The 19874-nt window shown below is 41.7% G+C and carries 20 protein-coding genes; 9 read left to right on the top strand and 11 right to left on the bottom strand.

Features of this window, described 5'->3' with window-relative positions:
- Positions 1-168: 168 nt before the first annotated feature.
- The 4 genes from ACWODM_RS11825 to rpsF form a co-directional block, all read right to left on the bottom strand.
- The gene (locus ACWODM_RS11825) at positions 169-498 is read right to left on the bottom strand and encodes an AbrB family transcriptional regulator (protein ID WP_455321579.1); all 330 of its coding nucleotides are present in this window, start codon (positions 496-498) and stop codon (positions 169-171) included.
- Between the two features lie 443 nt (positions 499-941).
- Entirely contained in the window at positions 942-1181 is a 240-nt protein-coding gene (gene rpsR / locus ACWODM_RS11820) for a 30S ribosomal protein S18 (RefSeq protein WP_071874537.1), read from the bottom strand.
- 26 nt (positions 1182-1207) lie between these two features.
- Positions 1208-1720, bottom strand: coding sequence for a single-stranded DNA-binding protein (gene ssb / locus ACWODM_RS11815; RefSeq protein WP_455321578.1), 513 nt, complete (start codon positions 1718-1720; stop codon positions 1208-1210).
- A gap of 46 nt (positions 1721-1766) precedes the next feature.
- On the bottom strand, positions 1767-2066 hold the full coding sequence (rpsF, locus tag ACWODM_RS11810; protein WP_455321577.1) for a 30S ribosomal protein S6: 300 nt from the start codon (positions 2064-2066) through the stop codon (positions 1767-1769).
- A 566-nt stretch (positions 2067-2632) separates the two neighbouring features.
- Here rpsF and ACWODM_RS11805 point away from each other — a divergent pair.
- On the top strand, positions 2633-2896 hold the full coding sequence (locus ACWODM_RS11805; protein WP_455321576.1) for a hypothetical protein: 264 nt from the start codon (positions 2633-2635) through the stop codon (positions 2894-2896).
- Between the two features lie 63 nt (positions 2897-2959).
- On the opposite strand, the gene gyrA is transcribed toward ACWODM_RS11805, so the two are convergent.
- From gyrA to dnaA, 6 genes are all read right to left on the bottom strand, one after another.
- Positions 2960-5449, bottom strand: a complete 2490-nt coding sequence (gene gyrA / locus ACWODM_RS11800) for a DNA gyrase subunit A (RefSeq protein WP_455321575.1) — start codon at positions 5447-5449, stop codon at positions 2960-2962.
- A gap of 284 nt (positions 5450-5733) precedes the next feature.
- On the bottom strand, positions 5734-7683 hold the full coding sequence (gyrB, locus tag ACWODM_RS11795) for a DNA topoisomerase (ATP-hydrolyzing) subunit B (RefSeq protein ID WP_455321574.1): 1950 nt from the start codon (positions 7681-7683) through the stop codon (positions 5734-5736).
- Positions 7680-8804 carry a DNA replication/repair protein RecF gene (recF, locus tag ACWODM_RS11790; RefSeq protein WP_455321573.1) on the bottom strand — a complete coding sequence of 375 codons (1125 nt, stop codon included), beginning with the start codon at positions 8802-8804 and terminating at the stop codon, positions 7680-7682. The genes gyrB and recF overlap by 4 nt, the downstream gene beginning before the upstream one ends.
- Positions 8791-9030 (bottom strand): S4 domain-containing protein YaaA, encoded by a 240-nt coding sequence (gene yaaA, locus ACWODM_RS11785; protein WP_455321572.1) that lies wholly within the window; start codon positions 9028-9030, stop codon positions 8791-8793. Before yaaA ends, recF begins: the two co-directional genes overlap by 14 nt.
- A 225-nt stretch (positions 9031-9255) precedes the next feature.
- A complete protein-coding gene (dnaN, locus tag ACWODM_RS11780; RefSeq protein WP_455321571.1) occupies positions 9256-10386 on the bottom strand; it encodes a DNA polymerase III subunit beta in 1131 nt (376 codons plus the stop codon).
- A gap of 151 nt (positions 10387-10537) precedes the next feature.
- On the bottom strand, positions 10538-11875 hold the full coding sequence (gene dnaA, locus ACWODM_RS11775; RefSeq protein WP_455321570.1) for a chromosomal replication initiator protein DnaA: 1338 nt from the start codon (positions 11873-11875) through the stop codon (positions 10538-10540).
- A gap of 524 nt (positions 11876-12399) precedes the next feature.
- Here dnaA and ACWODM_RS11770 point away from each other — a divergent pair.
- The 6 genes from ACWODM_RS11770 (at position 12400) to jag (ending at position 15413) form a co-directional block, all read left to right on the top strand.
- Positions 12400-12522, top strand: coding sequence for a hypothetical protein (locus ACWODM_RS11770; protein ID WP_455321569.1), 123 nt, complete (start codon positions 12400-12402; stop codon positions 12520-12522).
- Complete coding sequence (locus ACWODM_RS11765; protein WP_455321568.1) at positions 12506-13021, top strand: hypothetical protein; 516 nt, start codon at positions 12506-12508, stop codon at positions 13019-13021. Before ACWODM_RS11770 ends, ACWODM_RS11765 begins: the two co-directional genes overlap by 17 nt.
- A 141-nt stretch (positions 13022-13162) precedes the next feature.
- On the top strand, positions 13163-13297 hold the full coding sequence (gene rpmH, locus ACWODM_RS11760; RefSeq protein WP_002293121.1) for a 50S ribosomal protein L34: 135 nt from the start codon (positions 13163-13165) through the stop codon (positions 13295-13297).
- Positions 13298-13458: 161 nt separating this feature from the next.
- Positions 13459-13794: a ribonuclease P protein component gene (rnpA, locus tag ACWODM_RS11755; protein ID WP_455321567.1), complete on the top strand. Its 336-nt coding sequence runs from the start codon at positions 13459-13461 to the stop codon at positions 13792-13794.
- Between the two features lie 18 nt (positions 13795-13812).
- Complete coding sequence (locus ACWODM_RS11750; protein ID WP_455321566.1) at positions 13813-14643, top strand: YidC/Oxa1 family membrane protein insertase; 831 nt, start codon at positions 13813-13815, stop codon at positions 14641-14643.
- Positions 14644-14660: 17 nt separating this feature from the next.
- The gene (gene jag / locus ACWODM_RS11745) at positions 14661-15413 is read left to right on the top strand and encodes an RNA-binding cell elongation regulator Jag/EloR (protein WP_455321565.1); all 753 of its coding nucleotides are present in this window, start codon (positions 14661-14663) and stop codon (positions 15411-15413) included.
- A 184-nt stretch (positions 15414-15597) separates the two neighbouring features.
- On the opposite strand, the gene ACWODM_RS11740 is transcribed toward jag, so the two are convergent.
- Complete coding sequence (locus ACWODM_RS11740; protein WP_455321564.1) at positions 15598-15936, bottom strand: heavy metal-binding domain-containing protein; 339 nt, start codon at positions 15934-15936, stop codon at positions 15598-15600.
- A 248-nt stretch (positions 15937-16184) separates the two neighbouring features.
- Here ACWODM_RS11740 and mnmE point away from each other — a divergent pair, with 248 nt between their 5' ends.
- Both mnmE and mnmG read left to right on the top strand, forming a co-directional pair.
- Positions 16185-17579 carry a tRNA uridine-5-carboxymethylaminomethyl(34) synthesis GTPase MnmE gene (gene mnmE / locus ACWODM_RS11735; RefSeq protein WP_455321563.1) on the top strand — a complete coding sequence of 465 codons (1395 nt, stop codon included), beginning with the start codon at positions 16185-16187 and terminating at the stop codon, positions 17577-17579.
- 16 nt (positions 17580-17595) lie between these two features.
- Positions 17596-19500, top strand: coding sequence for a tRNA uridine-5-carboxymethylaminomethyl(34) synthesis enzyme MnmG (gene mnmG, locus ACWODM_RS11730; RefSeq protein ID WP_455321562.1), 1905 nt, complete (start codon positions 17596-17598; stop codon positions 19498-19500).
- Positions 19501-19874: the final 374 nt, after the last annotated feature.

Here is a 19874-nt window from a genome sequence, read left to right as displayed (position 1 = left end):
AGTTGAATAACAAGTAAAAAATTTTCTGGAAAAAGTCATCCTCTGCGTCAGCACAGTTTCTTTTGACCTATTTTCAGAAAACCGACTTTTCAGAATATTCTAAAATGTTTTTATGCAACACTAGTGATTTTTTTTAAATACTTTATCACATGTTTTGAAGGGACAATCTCATAAGCCAATTTCTTTCGCCAACTCCTCTTTTGTCATTGGGTCAGAATGGTTCACCGTCTCTTCAGCAATATTTTTAAACGTAGAAACTAATTGTGCTTTTCTATTTTTAAATTCGTCTAGTATATATTCGTTATCGTATCCTTCCGAAATAATATCAGCTAAAATATCTTCACTAAAATCAAAAAAATCTTTTTTAGGTTCTACAAATTCATAAAATATTCCATTCTCAAGAAGTTTAGGTTCAACTTCAACTCCATTAGGAACTTTAAATTCTTTCGGAACAGTGAGCGTGATAGAATTTCCCTGTTTTCTTGTTTTTGTAATCATCCAATCTCCTCCATCCAAGCACAATGTACTTACTAAGTAATTACATTGTATGCTATTTTTAGTATTTTCTCAATAAAAAAGTAGTTATAATCCCAATAATGGTGATTATAACTACTTTCTGTTATCGACAGTATGTAAACCTAACAGTTAAATACCTAATTATTTATAAACAACTTTAAATTTTTCAAATATCAGTATCATGTCCCATTGAAACTGATAGCCAGTTTTTTCTCCAACGGTATGAAAGAATTCAATATGTTTATCTTGCCATGTTTTTAAAGTCTTATCTTCTCATTCAAACTTACATAAATCATAAGCCATATCTTCAAATTTAATTTTGATCACGATTATTCTATCATTGAAGTAGGGTTTCTCTTTTGGCCTACTCAAACAAAAAAGCCAAACCCCTATCAACTAAGGATTCAGCTTATAATTTAAGTTAATTAGTTTTCTTCGCCTACGAATGGAAGTAATCCCATGATACGTGCGCGTTTGATTGCAACTGTCAATTTACGTTGGTTTTTAGCACCAGTACCAGTTACACGACGTGGCAAGATTTTGCCGCGTTCTGAGATAAATCTTTTTAGTAACTCGATATCTTTGTAATCAACGTGTTCAATATGGTTTGCTGCAAGGTAGTCTACTTTACGACGTTTGCGTCCGCCTCTTCTTTGTTGTGCCATCCTATTTCCCTCCTATCAAAAATTTCTTAGAATGGTAAATCGTCATCTGAAATGTCGATCGTGGAACCCCCGAATGGATCTGAATTGTCTCGATCAAAACTTGGCATTCCATTGTTCGATGATTGTTGTGATGATTGGTTTTGGTTATAGCTGTTTCCAAAGTTGGATTGATTTCCACTGAAATCTCCGCTGTCGTTTCCACGACGTTGTTCACTTGCTGAACGCGATTCTAACAGTTGGAAGTTCTCTGCTACGACTTCTGTAACATAAACTCTTTGACCTTGTTGGTTTTCATAGTTTCTTGTTTGAATTCTTCCTGTCACTCCAAGTAATGTTCCTTTACGGGCATAATTAGCTAGGGTTTCTGCAGGTTTTCTCCAAATGACACAGTTAATGAAATCTGCTTCTCTTTCACCGCTTTGGTTCGTAAAATTACGATTTACAGCCAATGAAAAAGATGCCACAGCTGCTCCATTTGCGGTATAACGCAAATCAGGATCTCTTGTCAATCTTCCTACTAATACAACATTATTAATCAAAATTCATCATCCTTTCATCGTTATTTTGTTTCACGTGAAACAATTTTTATGCTTCTTCTTTAACAATCATGTGACGAATGATGTCGTCGTTGATTTTAGCAAGACGATCAAATTCGTTGATTGCGCCTGCATTTGATGGAGAAGAAACTTTAACGATGTGATAGATACCTTCACGGAATCCGTTCATTTCATATGCTAGACGGCGTTTTTCCCAAAGTTTTGACTCAAGAACTTCCGCTCCGTTATCAGTCAAAATTGCATCGAAACGTTCGACTAAAGCAGTTTTTGCTTCTTCATCAATGTTTGGACGAATAATATAAAGAATTTCATACTTCGTGTTTTCCATTGATTTTCACCTCCCTATGGACTTTGGCCCTTGGCTTTCCCAAGAGCAGAGAGTTGTCGTTTAAGACTACTCACAAACAAAAAGTATACACTTTTTCTCCCTCACATGCAAGTTATTTCTCATGATTGTTTTTCTGAATGAATTTGATTTCATAAGTAAATACGCAAAAGTTGGCTGATTTTTTTGAGATGCAAGGAGAATATTGAAAACCAAAAGAATTTTTTACAAGCAAATCGTTGTGTACTATAATAAAGTGAATTCATTTATTGGAAGTTTTTTTATGTATCCCTTTACTTCTCTGACCTCGGAAGATCAAAAAAAATATTTGTTTTATTTTTTTCTTCCGTTAGCATTGATTTCTATTGTTTTGTTACTCATTGATTACCTCAATCTCTATTTATTTCTAGTAATAGGTTCTGTCTATGTATTGGGAGAATCATTCTTCATTAACAAGGCAGAGCAAAATAAAACTCAATGGATACTTGATGATCTTGGTGAGCTATTCATTATCGTTTATTTGACGTGGTTGTTCCTTTTCTATTAAAACTAAATTCAGGAGGGCTCAAATGATTAATAACAGACAGTTACCTAAAACGCTCACGCGCATTTATTATAGTATGCAAGTTTTTTCCATTCTACTGGTAGTTTTATTTTTTTCTTTTCGCCTGCCTTTCTATATCCTGATTCTAGGCGGAGTTATATACCTTGCCTCAAATTTATACTTTATTCCTAAAGCAGATTTTCAAAAAAGAGAATGGGCTTATTATCAAATTGCGACCTCTTTAAAACTACTCATTGCCGTCATCTTGCTGCTTAAATTTCTATCTTAATCACAGATCCAGCTAACAACAAAACCCCCAAGCAAATTCGTAAATTTTGCTTGGGGGTTCTTCTTATTCTTCTTCGGTTCCTTCTGTTTGTTCTGCTTCTTCGATTGTTTCGATTTCTTCCTCTTCTTCTGGATCGACGGTTGCCATCGTCACAACTTTGGCATCATCTTCCATCTTCATCAAACGTACGCCCAAAGTAGCACGTCCGGTTTGAGAAATCGTATCGACACTAAAGCGAATGATGACCCCTTTATTGGTGATCAGCATGATATCTTCTTCACCAGTAACAGTGGTCAAACCTGCCAATGGACCATTTTTCTCGGTAATATTAGCTGTCTTGATTCCTTTACCACCACGGCCTTTGACTGGATAATCAGAACCTTTTGTTCGTTTCCCATAGCCGTTTTCCGTAATGACTAGGACTTCATCGTCTTCTCTAATGACTGAAGCACCGACAACATAGTCTTCTTCTCTTAGACGAATACCTCGTACACCGGCCGCCGTTCTTCCCATGAAACGAACCGCTTCTTCTTTAAAGGTCACGGAGTAACCTTTATGGGTCCCGATGATAATGATATCGTCGCCTTTCGTTGACAAGACATTGACCAGCTCATCGCCGTCTTTTAGACCAATCGCAATTAATCCGTTGCTGCGAATATTTGAAAAAGCAGTGACTGAAGTCCGTTTCACGACACCTAGTTTGGTCGTAAAGAACAAATAGTCGCCTTCGACTGGTTTTTCAGAAATAGAGATGATCGTTTGGATCCGTTCATTGGAATCGATCCCCAATAGATTGATCACCGGAATCCCTTTGGCTGTCCGTCCATATTCAGGAATCTCATAGCCTTTGGCACGGTAAACCTTGCCGGCATTCGTAAAGAACAACAGGGTATCATGGGTGGAGCAAGAAACCAGTGTTTTCACGAAGTCTTCATCGTGAACCCCCATCCCTTGAACACCACGACCACCACGACGCTGCGTGCGGAATTCATTGTTCGCCAAGCGTTTGATGTAGCCATTGTTAGTCAGCGTGATCACGATCTCTTCTTCTTCTATCAAATCTTCGTCTTCCAAACTCAAGACTTCCCCAACCAGCAATTCTGTCCGACGTTTGTCGCCAAAACGTTGGCCAACTTCATGTAATTCAGTTTGAATGATCTCAGTCACACGTTCTGGACGTGCCAAGATATCAGTCAAATCAGCAATCAGTTTTAAGAGTTCTTGGTATTCATTTTCGATCTTGTCGCGTTCCAAGCCGGTCAAACGACGCAAACGCATGTCTAGAATCGCCTGAGCCTGACGATCAGACAATTCAAAACGTTCGATCATTGTTGCTTTCGCTTCTGCATCAGTACTTGAACCACGGATGATCGCAATGATCTCATCAATGTGATCCAAAGCAATTCGCAAGCCTTCCAAAATATGGGCACGAGCTTCGGCTTTTTCTTTTTCAAAGACCGTTCGGCGAGTGATGACTTCTTTTTGATGTTCAATATAATTTTCTAGGATTCGTTTCAGGCTTAGGATCTTCGGAACGCCTTTTTCGATCGCTAGCATATTGAAACCAAAGGAAGACTGCAAGGCGGTCATTTTATAAAGATTATTCAAAATCACTGAAGCACTGACATCACGGCGCACATCGATCACGATCCGCATTCCTTCACGAGAAGATTCGTCTCGCAGATCGGTGATTCCTTCGATTCGTTTGTCCCGATGTAGTTCAGAAATACGCTCGATCAGTTTGGCTTTGTTGACCATGTATGGCAGTTCGGTCACTAAAATACGTTCTTTCCCATTCGGCATCTCAGTGATCTCAACTTTTCCGCGAACAGTGATTGAACCTTTACCAGTCTCATAAGCGCGACGAATTCCTGATTTCCCCATAACCAGACCACCTGTTGGGAAATCCGGTCCAGGAAGAACCTCCATCAATTCATTCGTCGTAACTTCTGCATTATCCATCAAAAGATCAATGGCTGCTATCACTTCATTCAAGTTATGCGGTGGGATATTCGTTGCCATCCCGACTGCGATCCCGGTCGTTCCATTCACTAACAGGTTAGGAAAACGAGCCGGCAATACTTGTGGTTCACGTTCGGTATCGTCGTAGTTGCTGACGAAATCGACGGTGTTCTTATTAATGTCACGTAGCATCTCAACAGCCAATTTGCTCATTCGTGCTTCGGTATAACGCATCGCTGCGGCGCCGTCACCATCGACTGAACCAAAGTTTCCGTGACCATCGACTAGCATATAACGATAGCTGAAGGGTTGTGCCATCCGAACCATCGATTCATAGATCGCACTGTCACCGTGGGGATGGTATTTACCCATTACATCCCCAACGATACGCGCGGATTTCTTGTGGGGCTTATCAGGTGTCACACCTAGTTCGTTCATTCCATAAAGAATTCGACGGTGAACGGGCTTCAATCCATCGCGAACATCTGGCAATGCTCTTGCAACAATAACACTCATGGCATAATCAATAAATGACTCACGCATTTCACTGGACAGATTGACGTCATGAATATTTTTCTTTTGATCTTCCAAAGTTTTTCCTCCTTGTTCATATTAAGGAATTCATTTTTTGTTAAAAATGAGTTCTATCTTCACGCCGTATATCATTCCACTAGTTTAAAGTTCCTAGTGCTACTTCGATTGAAGGTACTCAACTTTTCAAAAAACGAAAAGTTGAGGTTGATTCTCTCTACGCATACCTTTCCGCTAGCTTAGAGTTCCTAGTAAGCGGAACTGGTAAAGTGGAACTGACATCCTTGTTCATATTAAGGAATTCATTTTTTTACTAAAAATGAATTTTATTTTCAAGCGATTAGTTAAATATCAAGATTTTTCACGTAATGAGCATTTTCTTCGATGAAGGCACGTCTTGGTTCTACGCGATCGCCCATCAGCATCTCAAAGATTTGATCGGCTTCGATCGCATCATCGACACTAACTCGCAGCATCATCCGATTGTCCGGATCCATCGTGGTTTCCCACAGTTGATGATCATCCATTTCCCCTAGACCTTTGTAACGCTGAACAGTTGGTTTTGGCGTCGCTGGAAGAGAAGCCACGACACGGTTCAATTCATCCTCTGCATTTTTACCCGGTTGGATATAGTGAATGTTTTTCCCTTGTTTCACACCATACAATGGCGGCTGTGCGATATAGACATAGCCAGCTTCCACGATCGGACGCATGTAGCGATAGAACAAGGTCAGCAGTAAGGTTCGAATGTGGGCTCCATCGACATCGGCATCGGTCATGATCACCAATTTGTGGTAACGAGCCTTAGATACATCAAAATCAGCACCAAAGCCTGTCCCCATTGCTGTAAACAATGAACGAATCTCTTCATTGGCCAAAATTTTATCCATGCTAGCTTTTTCCACGTTCAGGATTTTCCCACGGATCGGTAGAATCGCCTGAAATTCACGGCTACGACCTTGCTTGGCTGAACCGCCGGCAGAATCCCCTTCGACGATGAACAATTCGCATTTTTCGGGATCGTTACTTGAACAGTCTGCCAATTTCCCTGGTAGATTACTGATCTCTAAGGCTCCTTTACGACGGGTAACTTCCCGTGCGCGTTTGGCAGCCATACGTGCTTTCGAAGCCAGTAAGCCTTTTTCAATGATTTGACGACCGACGGATGGATTCTCCATCAGGAATTTAGAAAAGTGCTCCGAGAACAAACGATCAGTAACTGTTCGGACTTCGGAGTTTCCTAGTTTGGTTTTTGTTTGCCCTTCAAATTGTGGATCGGGATGTTTGATAGAGATCACGGCGGTCAAGCCTTCACGCACGTCTTCCCCTGTCAAATTCTCGTCGCTGTCTTTCATCAGTTTTTGTTTGCGAGCATAATCATTGATCACACGTGTCAAAGCGGTTTTGAAACCAAATTCGTGTGTCCCACCTTCATAAGTGTGGATGTTGTTGGCAAAGCTCAAGATATTGGCATGATAACCATCTGTATACTGCATAGAAACTTCAACAACGATATCCTGCTGTTCCCCTTCAAGAAAGATCGGTTCTGGGAATAGGACCGCTTTGTTGGCATTTAAATGCTCGACATAGCTCTTGATCCCACCTTCATAATGGTATTCTCGGATGACTGATTCTTCCGGACGGCGGTCTTCGATCGAAATATGTAGACCTTTATTCAAGAAAGCTAATTCGCGAATACGTGTCGCCAATTTATCAAAATTAAATTCAACTGTTTCAGTAAAGATCTCTGGATCAGGAATAAAATGGACTTCGGTTCCGTGAATATCTGTTTCACCGATCACAGTCAAATCATCAACGACTTTTCCTCGTTGGTACTCTTGATAGTAGATTTTGCCGTTTTTATGGACTTTGACATCCAATGACGTTGACAAGGCATTAACTACCGAAGAACCTACCCCATGGAGTCCCCCGGAGACTTTGTAGCCGCCGCCGCCGAATTTTCCTCCGGCATGCAGGATCGTAAAGACGGTTTCTACTGCGGGGCGTCCAGTTTTGGCCTGGATATCGACAGGAATTCCCCGGCCATCATCAGTGACTGTCACACTGTTGTCTTTTTCAACGATGACTTGAATACTTGTAGCAAATCCAGCCAGCGCTTCATCGATCGAATTATCGACGATCTCCCATACTAAATGATGCAGACCTTCTGAGCTGGTCGAGCCAATATACATCCCTGGACGTTTTCTGACTGCTTCTAAACCTTCCAGCACCTGGATCTGGCTGGCATCATATTCTTTTGCGCGTTCGCTTAACATTTTTTCTTCTTCTGTCACTCCGCACTCTCTCCTTCTACTTGACCTTGTCGAACATAAAAGATTTGTGGTTCAACAGTCATTTTATCTTTGACGTGTTCCAACGTCGTCGTTGTTAGAAATGTTTGTACTTTTCCTTCGATTGTTTCCAGTAAATGCATTTGTCTGCCATCATCCAGTTCACTCATGACATCGTCTAAAAGCAGGACAGGATACTCACCGGTCTCTTCCTTTATCAGATCAATCTCTGCCAATTTGACACTCAACGCAGTGGTTCGCTGCTGTCCCTGTGAACCGAACGTCTGGACATTTTTTTGATTGATCAAAAAAATCAATTCGTCTCGGTGCGGTCCTGCTAGTGTTACTTGACGAAATCGCTCTTTTTGCTTCACTTTTTCTAAAGCAGCGGTGAAGGCTGTCTGTACAGCTGTCAGATCTGCCCATTCACCGTCAGGAACACTTGAATCGTATTCGATTGTTAAAAGCTCTTTGGATTGGCTGATTTTCTGATGCAACTGATTCGCCCAATATTCCAGACGCTTGATAAATGTTTGACGAGCCAGCAAGACTTTGCTGCCAAATTCGATCAGCTGTTCGGTCAAGATCGTCAAATACAATTCATCGGTCTGCTTTTTTTCAGCCAGCTGCTTCAAATACTGATTTCGTTGTTTGAGGATTTTTTGGTATTGGACCAAATCGTATAAATAGACCGGATTGATCTGACCGATCTCCATATCCAAAAATTTTCGCCGTAGCTGAGGACTGCCCTTGACTAGCGACAAATCTTCCGGAGCAAACAAAATGACATTCAATTGACCAATATAACTACTCAATTTCTTTTGCTCGATATGATTGACTTTGGTTTTGCGGCCTCTTTTGGTCAAAAAAAGCTCTAAAGGAACTGTCGCATGCTGCTTGATGACCGTTCCTCGAACCGAGGCTTGACTACTGTCCCACTGGATCAACTCTTGTTCATTGGTTGTCCGATGGCTGCGAGTCATCGCTAGAACAAAGATACTCTCTAATATATTCGTTTTTCCCTGGGCATTTTCGCCTAAGAAAATCACTAAATTTTTGTCAAAAGTCAACGAGAGCGTCTCATAATTGCGAAAATTTTGAAGCTGAAGATCATTCAGACGCATTTTTTGCGCCCTTCTTTGCCATAAAAAAAGTACCTGCTTCAGGTATCTCGATCATCATGCCTTCATAAAGCTTACGACCTCGGCGATTTTCCGGCTCTCCATCGACAAAAATCGTATGTTCAGCTAAGTACCATTTAGCCTGTCCGCCACTACTGATCACATTGACTTCTTTCAATACTTGACCAAGTGTCATATATTCCGTTTCTAAAACGATTTTCTCTTTCATTTTTTCCCTCAATTCTGCGTTCAGACATTTGTTTATATTATACTCCTTTTATAGGAATAAAACAAATTCCTCTTCATATTTTTGAGTCTCAGAAGTTTTGCTTCGTTTTGACGTTTTCCACCAAAAATAAAAAGAAGGGCTTAAAAATGATTTTAAGCCCTTCTTTGTTTAAATGTCTTTTCAGTTAAATCTTTCAATTGTTTTCATAAAGAATGAAAATCAAGATCAATTTGTACGAACAGGAGTGATCAGCTGAATGAAAGCAGCTTCTCCTTCTGTCGGCTCCAACGTAAAGGGACGAATTGCCGAAATAAAGCGAATATTGATCGTTGTATCTCCAAAGGCACGTAAAGCAGCCTTCATATAATCCGGATTAAAGGAAATATCTAATGGATCACCGGAAACCTTCTCGTAATTCAAGACTTCTTCAACTTTCCCGATCTCTGGCGAATTTCCGTACAAGACAACACCTTCTTCGGCAATATGCAAACGTACAATGTTGTTGCGTCCTTCATGAGAAAGCAAGGAAGCACGTTCGATCGCTGATAAAAAGGCTGGCACAGTAAATTCGATCTCAGTATTGAAGCTTGTCGGGATCAAACGGTTGGTGTCTGGGTAGGTCCCTTCTAGTAAACGAGAATAGAATTTCATTGTTTTGGTTTCAAATAAAACTTGATTGTCCATAATACTGATTTGAACGAGCTCTTCTTCGTCTGCTAGTGAACGAGACAATTCGGTCAAGCTTTTTCCAGGGATCACGATGTTGAATTTTTCATCGCCACTTTCCAAAGGGATCACGCGCTGACTCAAGCGGTGAGAGTCTGTCGCAACTGCCAGTAATTTTTCATTTTCTAAAATAAAATGAACTCCGGTCAGAATTGGGCGACTTTCATGCTGTGATACCGCAAAAACTGTTTCACTGATTAGTTTGTTCAAGACATGAACAGGAATTTTTATCTGATTTTGACTATCCACAATTGGTAAATGTGGATAACTATCGGCATCTAAACCGTTCACGGTAAAGTTCGCTTTTCCTGATGTGATAACTACTTGATTATTTTCAATCACTTCCATTGTGAAATAATCTTCAGGTAAACGACGGATGATTTCTCCGAAGAAACGTGCTTGTAAAACAACTGCTCCAGTTTTTTCGATTGTCATTTGAGCTTTTTCATTGTCGATACTCAAAAATGTTTCGATGGAGATATCGGCATTGCTCCCAGTCAGCATCAAACCATTGGTTGTTAGATTAATTTTGACACCTGTCAAAATAGGCATCGTCGTTTTTGAAGAGATCGCCCGTTGGACAGTCTGTAATTCTTGGGTAAAGGTTGAACGATTTAACGTTACTTTCATGATAAGAGCTCCTTTATAAATTAATTTTAAGAAAGAAAAGATAGTCGTAGTAGTAGGTCAGTGAATAATGTGGAAAACTAGAATAAAAGCTGATCGTAGTAAGTTATCCACCTGTGTATAAGTTGTGGATAACTTTTCGACTTTGTCCACATCAACTCAAAAGCAAACCTTTGATCTCAGAGATCTCGTTTTGAATAATGGCATCGTGCTTGAGTAGCTGCTGGATCTTTTCATGGGCATGGATGACGGTCGTGTGATCTTTGCCTCCAAATTCAGCCCCGATCTTCGGCAGAGAATTGTCGGTCATTTCTCTTGCTAGGTACATGGCGATTTGTCGAGGAACAACGATGCTTTTGACCCGTTTTTTTCCTTTAAGATCTTTTAGTTGAATATGATAGTACTTTGCGACTTCCTCTTGGATCTGCATGATCGATACTTGACTCAGAGGATGACTGGATTTCAGAGCTTTCAGAGCTTCTGCTGCCAAGCTAGTTGTGATATCAGAGCTTTGGATCGCTGCAAAAGCTTGGACCCGAACCAGTGCCCCTTCTAGCTCACGAATATTTGAATCGATCTGACCGGCGATATAGCTCAATGTATCATCAGGGATCTCAAGATTTTCCGCTTCGGCTTTCTTCCTAAGAATCGCGGTTCGTGTTTCCAGATCCGGTGGTGTGATGTCGACAGACAGTCCCCAGGCAAAGCGGGAAACTAGTCGTTGCGGCAAGGTCGGAATCTCGTTTGGCAAACGATCACTGGTCAAGACGATCTGTTTGTTGTTGCGGTAAAGCTCTTCAAAGGTATTAAAGAACTCTTCCTGTGTCCCTTCCTTATTGACTAAGAATTGGATGTCATCGACCAACAATAGGTCGACGGTTCGATACTCATTGCGGAATTCTTCCATTTTATTTTTCTGGATAGAATTGATGAAGTCGTTGGTGAAATTCTCACTGCTGACATATTTGATCTTGGCATGTGGCCGTTTGAGCAGCATTTGATGTCCGATCGCATGCATCAAGTGAGTCTTTCCTAAACCGACGCCTCCATAGAAGAACAGCGGATTGTAGATTGATCCGGGATCTTCAGCAACCACTAAAGCCGCGGCATGCGCCATTTGGTTGCCTTTCCCGATAACGAAGGTGTCAAAGGTATATTTTGAATTTAGCATCGATTTGTTTGCAACAGGTGCAGCAGGCTCATCGGTCTTCTTTTCGGTAGCCTTTTGTTTGTAGCTTTCGGCTTCTTCAGGCGTCACAAAAATGGGAAGAATTTCTTCGCCACTCATCATAAAGAAGGTTTCAAGAATTTTTCCCGCTAAATTTTTTTCCCAATAGTTTTTTTGAACAGTGGTTGGGACTTCGATCACTAATTGATTATCTTGAAAGGAAAGAGGTGTAGCCGGTTCGATCCATGTATTGTAGCTCACTGGATTCATTTCTTTTCTGTAACTCTCTTGCAGTTCTTTCCATATAGCATCCAGAGATGGCATAGCGAACCCTCCTATAAAAAATTGTAGATAAAAATAGATAGTACTAATTTATCACGGATCTTGCAAGTTTTCCACAGATATAAACGAAAATACGAAAAAAAAGTGGATTTTTCCACACTGTGTACAAAAACTAAAAAAGAAATCCACAGGAGGGAAAAAGGACTATCCACAGAAAACAAAAATCTGTGGAAAAGAAAAAAATAAAAAAGTTATTCACAAGTCGGTTCAGAATGTAAGTACTGGTACAAAAGGAAAGATAATTGTTTATCCACAGACTTTTTCTCGGGTGTGAATAACTTTTTCAGGGCCTGTTTAGATGTGTATAACTGAAAAACAAGTCGAAACTAAGTGGAAAACTAAAAAAGTCAGTTAACAGATCAATACCCAGCGGTTTTGCTAAATTGTGGATAAGCAATTAAACTTATTCTGCAGTGGAAAAGTTTGATTCTTTCCTATGGTATACTAAAATCAATGAAACAATGTTGAACTTCTTATGCAGCAATTTACGGGAAGGAGCAAACAAAATGGGAGATGTTGAAACAGGCGAAAAGTCGAAAAAAACCAAAAAGAAAAGGTTTTGGCCAAAAGTAGTTTTAGGGGGTCCTGCTGCTACTGATCGCAGCTATTGCCTTGGGAATTTGGAATGAAAAGTACAATACTGGTCCTTCAGGTCAGACAGCAACGCAGGGAGAAGCGCTTCGTGTCGGTCACATCACTTATAAAATCGATGCTATAGAGATAACGAAAACCGTTGAAATCAATGGCAACGAGCGAACGGTCAATGAAGGAGGCTCTTTTTTCATCATTGATCTGACCCTGCGCAATCATCGCTTTTTCCGGTCAGTGTTTTATCAGTCGGATTTTCAATTGTATGCCAATGGAAGCTATTATCAGTTGCCTGATGAAGAATTAGATTTTATGCAGCCTGAAAAAATCGTTGATGAACTTGCGTTACAAAAAGGGAGAGAGCCTATCAAATGGGGCAACGAGTTGGACAGACGTGAGACAAAAGCAATGACGACGGTACTCTTTTTGCCCGCGGAAGCCGTTGAGGGGGACGAGTTTGCGCTCTCTATCGCTAGAAGATTCAAACGCAAAGATCTAGAGGGGATGTTTCTGTTGGATGAAGTCGTATCACCACAGTAATCGAGTATGAAAAGCTGGCAAGAAGCAAATCTCTCGTAAGGTATTTTCACTTTTTTATTGACAAATGGCGTAACTACTGGTTATACTATCAAAGTATGTCGTAAAGTATCGATAACAGAACTCTTGTTGGAGGTGGAATAAATGAAAAGAACGTATCAACCAAATAAACGTAAACGCCAAAAAGTTCACGGATTCCGTAAACGTATGAGCACAAAAAATGGACGTCGTGTATTAGCTAGCCGTCGTCGTAAAGGCAGAAAGGTTCTTTCTGCATAAGCCACTGAACCTCAGTGGTTTTTTTTTGTCCATTTTTAGCAAAAAACAAAAAGATTCCACTCATTTTTCAGCTATTTTTACTTTAAAAGATGAATCCCCTTCATAAATTATGGTATTATTGTTGAGTGAGTATCTAAGTAGAAGGAAATGATGAAAAGGACATGAGAAAGGCGTATCGAGTCAAAAAAGAAAAAGAATTCCAAAAAGTTTTTCAAGAAGGACAATCGTTTGCTAACCGCAAGTTTGTCGTTTATTTACTACCAAACGACCAACCACATTTTAGGGTAGGGATCTCTGTTGGGAAAAAAATTGGCAATGCTGTGACCCGAAATGCTGTCAAACGAAAGATACGTGCAAGTATTTTCGCTATGAAGGATCAGATCGATCCGCAGCTGGACTTTATAGTTATCGCCAGACCATCCGTTTCAGATTTACCTTCCCAGGAAGTGTACTCGAACTTACTGCATGTATTCAAACTTGCAAAAATAATCAGCTAAGGGAAAGGAAATCGTTCAGTGAAAAAAAGAAAGCGTCTCCTATTAACACTAGGATTAGTTTCATTCGTGGTACTTTTGTCTGCCTGTGGGGCAACAGGAGAAGTATCAGCTAGCAGTACAGGTATCTGGGATCGATACATCGTCTATTATTTTGGAGAGGCCATTAAATGGTTGTCTGTCGGTGGTTCTCGAGGAATCGGGATTATTCTGTTTACCGTGATCACTCGGATCATTTTGTTCCCATTGATGAATTTCCAGACAAAAAGTATGCGTAAAACGCAGGAAATTCAACCAAAAATAAAAGAATTACAAGAAACCTATTCTTCAAGAGACACGGCTACTCAGCAAAAACTTCGTGAAGAACAACAAAAACTCTACGCAGAGCATGGGGTTAATCCTTATGCAGGATGTTTGCCATTAGTGGTACAAATGCCGATCCTGATGGCGATCTGGCAAGCGATCTCTCGTGTACCAGAACTAAGAGAAGGTAGCTTCTTATGGTTAGACGTTATAGGAAATCCAGATCCTTACTATATTTTACCGATTTTGGCAGCCGTATTCACTTTTGCCAGTACCTACTTATCAAGCATGAGCCAAGTCGAATCGAATGCTAGCTTGAAAATCATGAATTACGCGATGCCGTTGATGATTTTAGTCATGGGGATCAATTTACCAAGTGCCCTTTCTCTATACTGGGTGATCTCGAATGCGTTCCAAGTAGCACAAACGATGATCATCAACAATCCGTTCCAAATTCGTCGGGAACGTGAAGAAGCCGCTCGTAAAGTACGCGAACGCGAACGTGCGCTACGCAAAGTCAAACAACCTAAGAAAAAACGTAAAAAATAACGAAAGGAGTTTCTATGATGCCAATCTATGAAGGTCAAACAGTAGAAGAAGCATTGGCCGCTGGTCTGGCCGCCCTTGCTTTAACAAAAGAACAAGTAACGATCAATGTTTTAGAGGAAGGGAAGAAAGGTTTCTTCGGAATCGGGAAAAAGAATGCTCGTGTTTCTTTGGAACCGGTCGTTACAGAAGAAGTGATCATTGAAGAAGTCGTTGAAACAGCTCCTGTAGTCGAGATCGAAGAGGAGGTCGTTGCGGAAGTACCGGCTGAAGCAGTAGAAGAGACATCAACTGCCTTAGAAAATTTGGGGGATGAGGAGGCACTGACGCAGTTGGCGCTTTACCTAACCAATATTTCTAAAGAACTGAATGCTCCTGCGATGGTCAAAACCTCTCGTGAGCACGGAACGACAGTCTTTCAGCTAGAAACCCAAAAACAGGGGATCTTGATCGGAAAACATGGAAAAACCCTGAATGCTTTACAGTATTTAGCACAGGTCTTCATCCATCGCGCGGCCAAAAACAAATTGTCCGTTGTCGTCAATGTTGGTAATTACCGTGAGAAACGTCAGGCGATCTTGAAGCGTTTAGCAGAGCGCACCGCAGAGAAAGTCGATCGTACCGGTCGACCAGTATTTTTGGAACCAATGCCTGCCTTTGAGCGCAAGCAGATCCACTCTGCATTGAGTAAAAAAGACTATGTGAAGACACATTCTGAAGGCGACGAACCCTATCGTTACCTAGTAGTCGAACCAGCTAAAAAATATTTTTAAACACGTGAAAAACGAGTGAGATCAAGAGATCCCGCTCGTTTTTTTTCGAAATCAATTTGACTTCATACCCATTTAAACGTATAGTTTCTTGTAGATCATTCTTATCAAAGGTATTTCTTTGATATGAAAAGAGCCTGGCTTTTCGACAGGCTCTTTTTGTTTTATTCTTTTTAGGTTGTGGTTACTAACCGCCGATCGTAGATTGCGTGAACTGGACAACCGTTCCATAAGCAAAAATTTCAAAGGCATCTTTGCCATTTTTGTTTACGTGCTCGTGCTCAAAATGGCAGTTGATAACAGCCGTTGCACCATACTCATAGGCTTGAGCTTTTAAAAGAAAGGCAATATCTGCTAACAGAGAGTTAGGATCACCTTCTGTATCAAAGATATCCGTCTCTAGACGTTCGGCTACAAAAACAATGTCGCGCACGACATAAGGTTTATTGACATTTCCCGTTGATAGCATGATTTTGTGGATACGTTCAGTTTCTTCTGGTGTATAATTCTTTTTTTCATTCATCATAAGTCTTCCTTCTTTCTTTCAAGCTTTCTATAGTTATAGTTTAACTTTTTTCTGTAATTTGCGCAAAATTTAATGCATCATATGAAAAATAGTTTTGAAAACTTGTCACCTTGCCCAAAATATGCTACTCTATGACAAGAATTTAATCAGACAAGCAGTCAAAGTGCGAAGTCTATCCGTTTGTTTAACGGGTGGAGTGGGCACTTTTTTTGTGTCATCAAATAGAAGAAAGCAGGAGGGACTAGAACGTGGCAGAAATAACGCAGGAATTTGATACGATAGCAGCGATTTCAACTCCACCGGGAGAAGGGGCGATCAGCATTGTCCGCATGAGTGGGGATCAAGCAGTGATGATTGCAGACAAGCTCTTTAAAGCAAAGAACAAGTTGGCAGATGCAGCCAGTCATACGATCAACTATGGACATCTTTTTGACCCGCAGGATGGCTCAATGGTGGACGAAGTGATGGTTTCTGTTTTGCGTGCACCGAAGACTTTTACCAGAGAAGATGTCGTGGAGATCAATTGTCATGGTGGGATCGTAGTCGTTAATCAAATATTGCAGCTTTTGCTACGTCAAGGCGCTCGTTTAGCTGAGCCAGGAGAATTCACCAAGCGCGCCTTCTTGAATGGACGAATGGACTTGTCACAGGCCGAGGCAGTCATGGATTTGATCCGTGCGAAGACCGACAAGGCGATGAATGTCGCATTGAATCAACTGGACGGTAATTTGTCCAAGCTGATCCGTGCCTTGCGTCAAGAAATTTTGGAAACTCTGGCACAGGTGGAAGTCAATATCGACTATCCGGAATACGACGATGTGGAAGAAATGACGACTCGTTTACTACTGGAAAAAGCTGGTCAAGTCCAAGGTCAGATCCAAGCACTGCTGGCAACTGCCCAACAAGGAAAAATCTTGCGTGAAGGCTTGAATACAGCGATCATTGGCCGTCCTAACGTTGGAAAATCCAGTCTTTTGAATCATTTATTACGAGAAGAAAAAGCGATCGTAACCGATATTGCTGGAACGACGCGTGATGTCATTGAAGAATATGTCAATGTGCGGGGAGTACCATTGAAGCTGATCGACACAGCCGGTATTCGCGAGACAGAAGATATCGTGGAACGGATTGGCGTTGAGCGCAGCCGCAAAGCACTGTCTGAAGCGGATCTAATCTTACTAGTCTTGAATCAGAGTGAAGCCTTGACTATCGAGGATCGTCAGCTGATCGAAGCAACCAATGGGACCAAACGGATCCTCTTGTTGAACAAAACCGATTTACCGTCGCAGCTGGATCATCAGGAGCTGTCAGAATTGCTCGTTGGTGATGCGGTCTTTGAAGTATCTGTGTTGCAAAATGCCGGCTTGGATCAGCTGGAGCAAGCGATCGCCGACTTGTTCTTCGGCGGACAGACAACTGACAAGGATGCTTCTTATCTGTCGAATACGCGTCACATCTCTTTGCTAGAAAATGCTTCTCAGGCACTGACCGAAGTGATCGAGGGTATCGAACTGGGAATGCCAGTCGATCTGGTACAGATGGATATGACCCGTTGTTGGGACTATCTGGGAGAAGTCGTCGGTGATAGTGTGCAGGATGAATTGATTACACAATTGTTCAGTCAATTTTGTTTAGGGAAATAAGAAAGGACAGAGACAGATGCAAGAATACCAAGGTGGTTCTTATGATGTGATCGTTGTAGGCGCAGGACATGCCGGTTCGGAGGCAGCCTTAGCAGCTAGCCGCATGGGCAACAAAACGCTACTGGTCACGATCAATTTAGATATGGTGGCTTTTATGCCATGTAACCCTTCTGTGGGTGGCCCAGCCAAAGGCGTCGTTGTGCGGGAGATCGATGCACTCGGCGGTGAGATGGGTAAAAATATCGATAAAACCTACATCCAAATGCGGATGCTGAATACCGGAAAAGGACCGGCTGTGCGTGCTTTACGCGCACAGGCCGACAAACACGCCTATGCTTCGGAAATGAAGCATACGATCGAGCGGGAAGAGAATCTGACGTTGCGTCAGGGGATCGTTGAACGCTTGTTAGTCGAAGACGGTGTGTGCCGAGGCGTTGTTACGTCTACGGGTGCTCGTTATGAAGCCAAAGCAGTAATCATCACAGCAGGAACCGCTTTGCGGGGCGAGATCATCATTGGTGAGCTGAAATATTCATCGGGTCCCAACAATTCGCAGCCGTCGATCGGTCTGGCAAATAGCTTGAAGGAGCTGGGACTAGAGATCGAACGCTTTAAGACGGGGACTCCTCCACGGGTCAAATCTAGTACGATCGATTACAGTGTGACGGAGATCCAACCAGGGGACGAAGCACCGAATCATTTTAGCTTTAGCACACCGGACAGTGTCTATAAACAAGAGCAAATCCCTTGTTGGTTAACCTATACCAATCCAGGGACCCATCAAATCATCCAAGCCAACCTACATCGTGCCCCAATGTTTACAGGGATCGTTGAAGGAGTCGGCGCTCGTTATTGTCCATCGATCGAAGACAAGATCGTGCGTTTTGCTGACAAAGAGCGTCATCAGCTTTTCTTAGAACCAGAAGGATTGCATACAGAGGAAGTCTATGTCCAAGGTTTGTCTTCTTCTTTACCAGAAGATGTTCAGGAGGATGTGCTACATTCGATCGTTGGTTTGGAAAAAGCAGAAATGATGCGGACGGGTTATGCGATCGAATACGATGTGGTCGTGCCCCATCAATTGCGTCCAACCTTAGAAACGAAAATCATTGAAAATCTTTATACAGCAGGTCAGACAAACGGTACTAGTGGTTATGAAGAAGCTGCTGGACAAGGCTTGATCGCCGGTATCAATGCTGGTTTGAAGATCCAAGGGAAAGAGCCCTTTGTCTTGAAGCGTAGCGATGGTTATATCGGTGTAATGATCGACGACCTAGTAACCAAAGGAACCAATGAACCGTATCGCTTGTTGACGTCACGGGCGGAATATCGTTTGATCCTGCGTCATGACAATGCGGATCTTCGTTTAACTGAGACCGGTCATCAAATTGGTCTAGTGAAAGAGGATCAGTACCAAGCCTATCTATTGAAGAAGGCAGCAGTGGAAGACGAGATCAAACGCTTGAAAAAAATCCGGATCAAACCGACCAAGGAAGTACAAGCATTTCTGGAAGGAAACGGTTCTGCACCTTTGAAAGACGGCGTACTGGCAAATGAATTTCTACGTCGTCCAGAGATCAGCTATCAGGATCTTTTACGCTTTATTCCTGCCAATGAGGCTTTGACCGCTAAAGAAGTGGAGCAAGTTGAGATCCAGATCAAATACGAAGGCTACATCAAAAAAGCGATGGAAAAAGTCGAGAAGCTTAAACGAATGGAAGCCAAACGAATCCCTGAAAACATCGATTATGAAGCGATCAATGGCTTGGCTACAGAAGCCAAACAAAAACTGCAAAAGATCCAACCTGAAACGATTGCTCAAGCAAGCCGTATCAGTGGCGTGAATCCAGCAGACATTAGCATTTTGATGGTCTATATCGAACAAGGAAGAATCGCGAAAACCACCAGTACGAATCAATAACAAAAAAAGGCTTGGAAACAGGCCTTTTTTGTTTGAAAAAATGGAATGATGGGATCAAAACAGCGATTGCTTTCTCGTGACAATGATTCTCATTTGTATTTAGGTGTTTTGAGTGGGAGAATCATTAGATTCGATTCATACTAAGAGTAGATAAAACCAACAGACACAGGAGGAGATCATCATGGCTGAAACAAAACACAACGTCGCGGAAAAAACTTGTGCCAATTGTACTCATTGGGAAGGAAAAAGACTAGTTGACTAGGTATCAGGAATCTCTTTCATCAATCCAAAGGAAGTCGCACAATGCGGAAGCACAGAGAGTCCTGACTATCAGGAGCAAGTAACCCCTTCACACAGTTGCGCTGCTTGGAAAG

The organism is Enterococcus olivae (assembly GCF_053760925.1).
The sequence above is the reverse complement of the archived record's forward strand: the minus strand, read 5'-3'. Positions and strand labels throughout refer to the sequence as shown.

Excerpts from the sequence above, each read along its gene's own strand:
- ACWODM_RS11825 (WP_455321579.1), bottom strand. The coding sequence starts at position 498 with ATGATTACAAAAACAAGAAAACAGGGAAATTCTATCACGCTCACTGTT.
- rpsR (WP_071874537.1), bottom strand. The coding sequence starts at position 1,181 with ATGGCACAACAAAGAAGAGGCGGACGCAAACGTCGTAAAGTAGACTAC.
- rpsF (WP_455321577.1), bottom strand. The coding sequence starts at position 2,066 with ATGGAAAACACGAAGTATGAAATTCTTTATATTATTCGTCCAAACATT.
- ACWODM_RS11805 (WP_455321576.1), top strand. The coding sequence starts at position 2,633 with ATGATTAATAACAGACAGTTACCTAAAACGCTCACGCGCATTTATTAT.
- recF (WP_455321573.1), bottom strand. The coding sequence starts at position 8,804 with ATGCGTCTGAATGATCTTCAGCTTCAAAATTTTCGCAATTATGAGACG.
- yaaA (WP_455321572.1), bottom strand. The coding sequence starts at position 9,030 with ATGAAAGAGAAAATCGTTTTAGAAACGGAATATATGACACTTGGTCAA.
- dnaN (WP_455321571.1), bottom strand. The coding sequence starts at position 10,386 with ATGAAAGTAACGTTAAATCGTTCAACCTTTACCCAAGAATTACAGACT.
- dnaA (WP_455321570.1), bottom strand. The coding sequence starts at position 11,875 with ATGCCATCTCTGGATGCTATATGGAAAGAACTGCAAGAGAGTTACAGA.
- ACWODM_RS11770 (WP_455321569.1), top strand. The coding sequence starts at position 12,400 with ATGGGAGATGTTGAAACAGGCGAAAAGTCGAAAAAAACCAAAAAGAAA.
- rpmH (WP_002293121.1), top strand. The coding sequence starts at position 13,163 with ATGAAAAGAACGTATCAACCAAATAAACGTAAACGCCAAAAAGTTCAC.
- rnpA (WP_455321567.1), top strand. The coding sequence starts at position 13,459 with ATGAGAAAGGCGTATCGAGTCAAAAAAGAAAAAGAATTCCAAAAAGTT.
- jag (WP_455321565.1), top strand. The coding sequence starts at position 14,661 with ATGCCAATCTATGAAGGTCAAACAGTAGAAGAAGCATTGGCCGCTGGT.
- ACWODM_RS11740 (WP_455321564.1), bottom strand. The coding sequence starts at position 15,936 with ATGATGAATGAAAAAAAGAATTATACACCAGAAGAAACTGAACGTATC.
- mnmG (WP_455321562.1), top strand. The coding sequence starts at position 17,596 with ATGCAAGAATACCAAGGTGGTTCTTATGATGTGATCGTTGTAGGCGCA.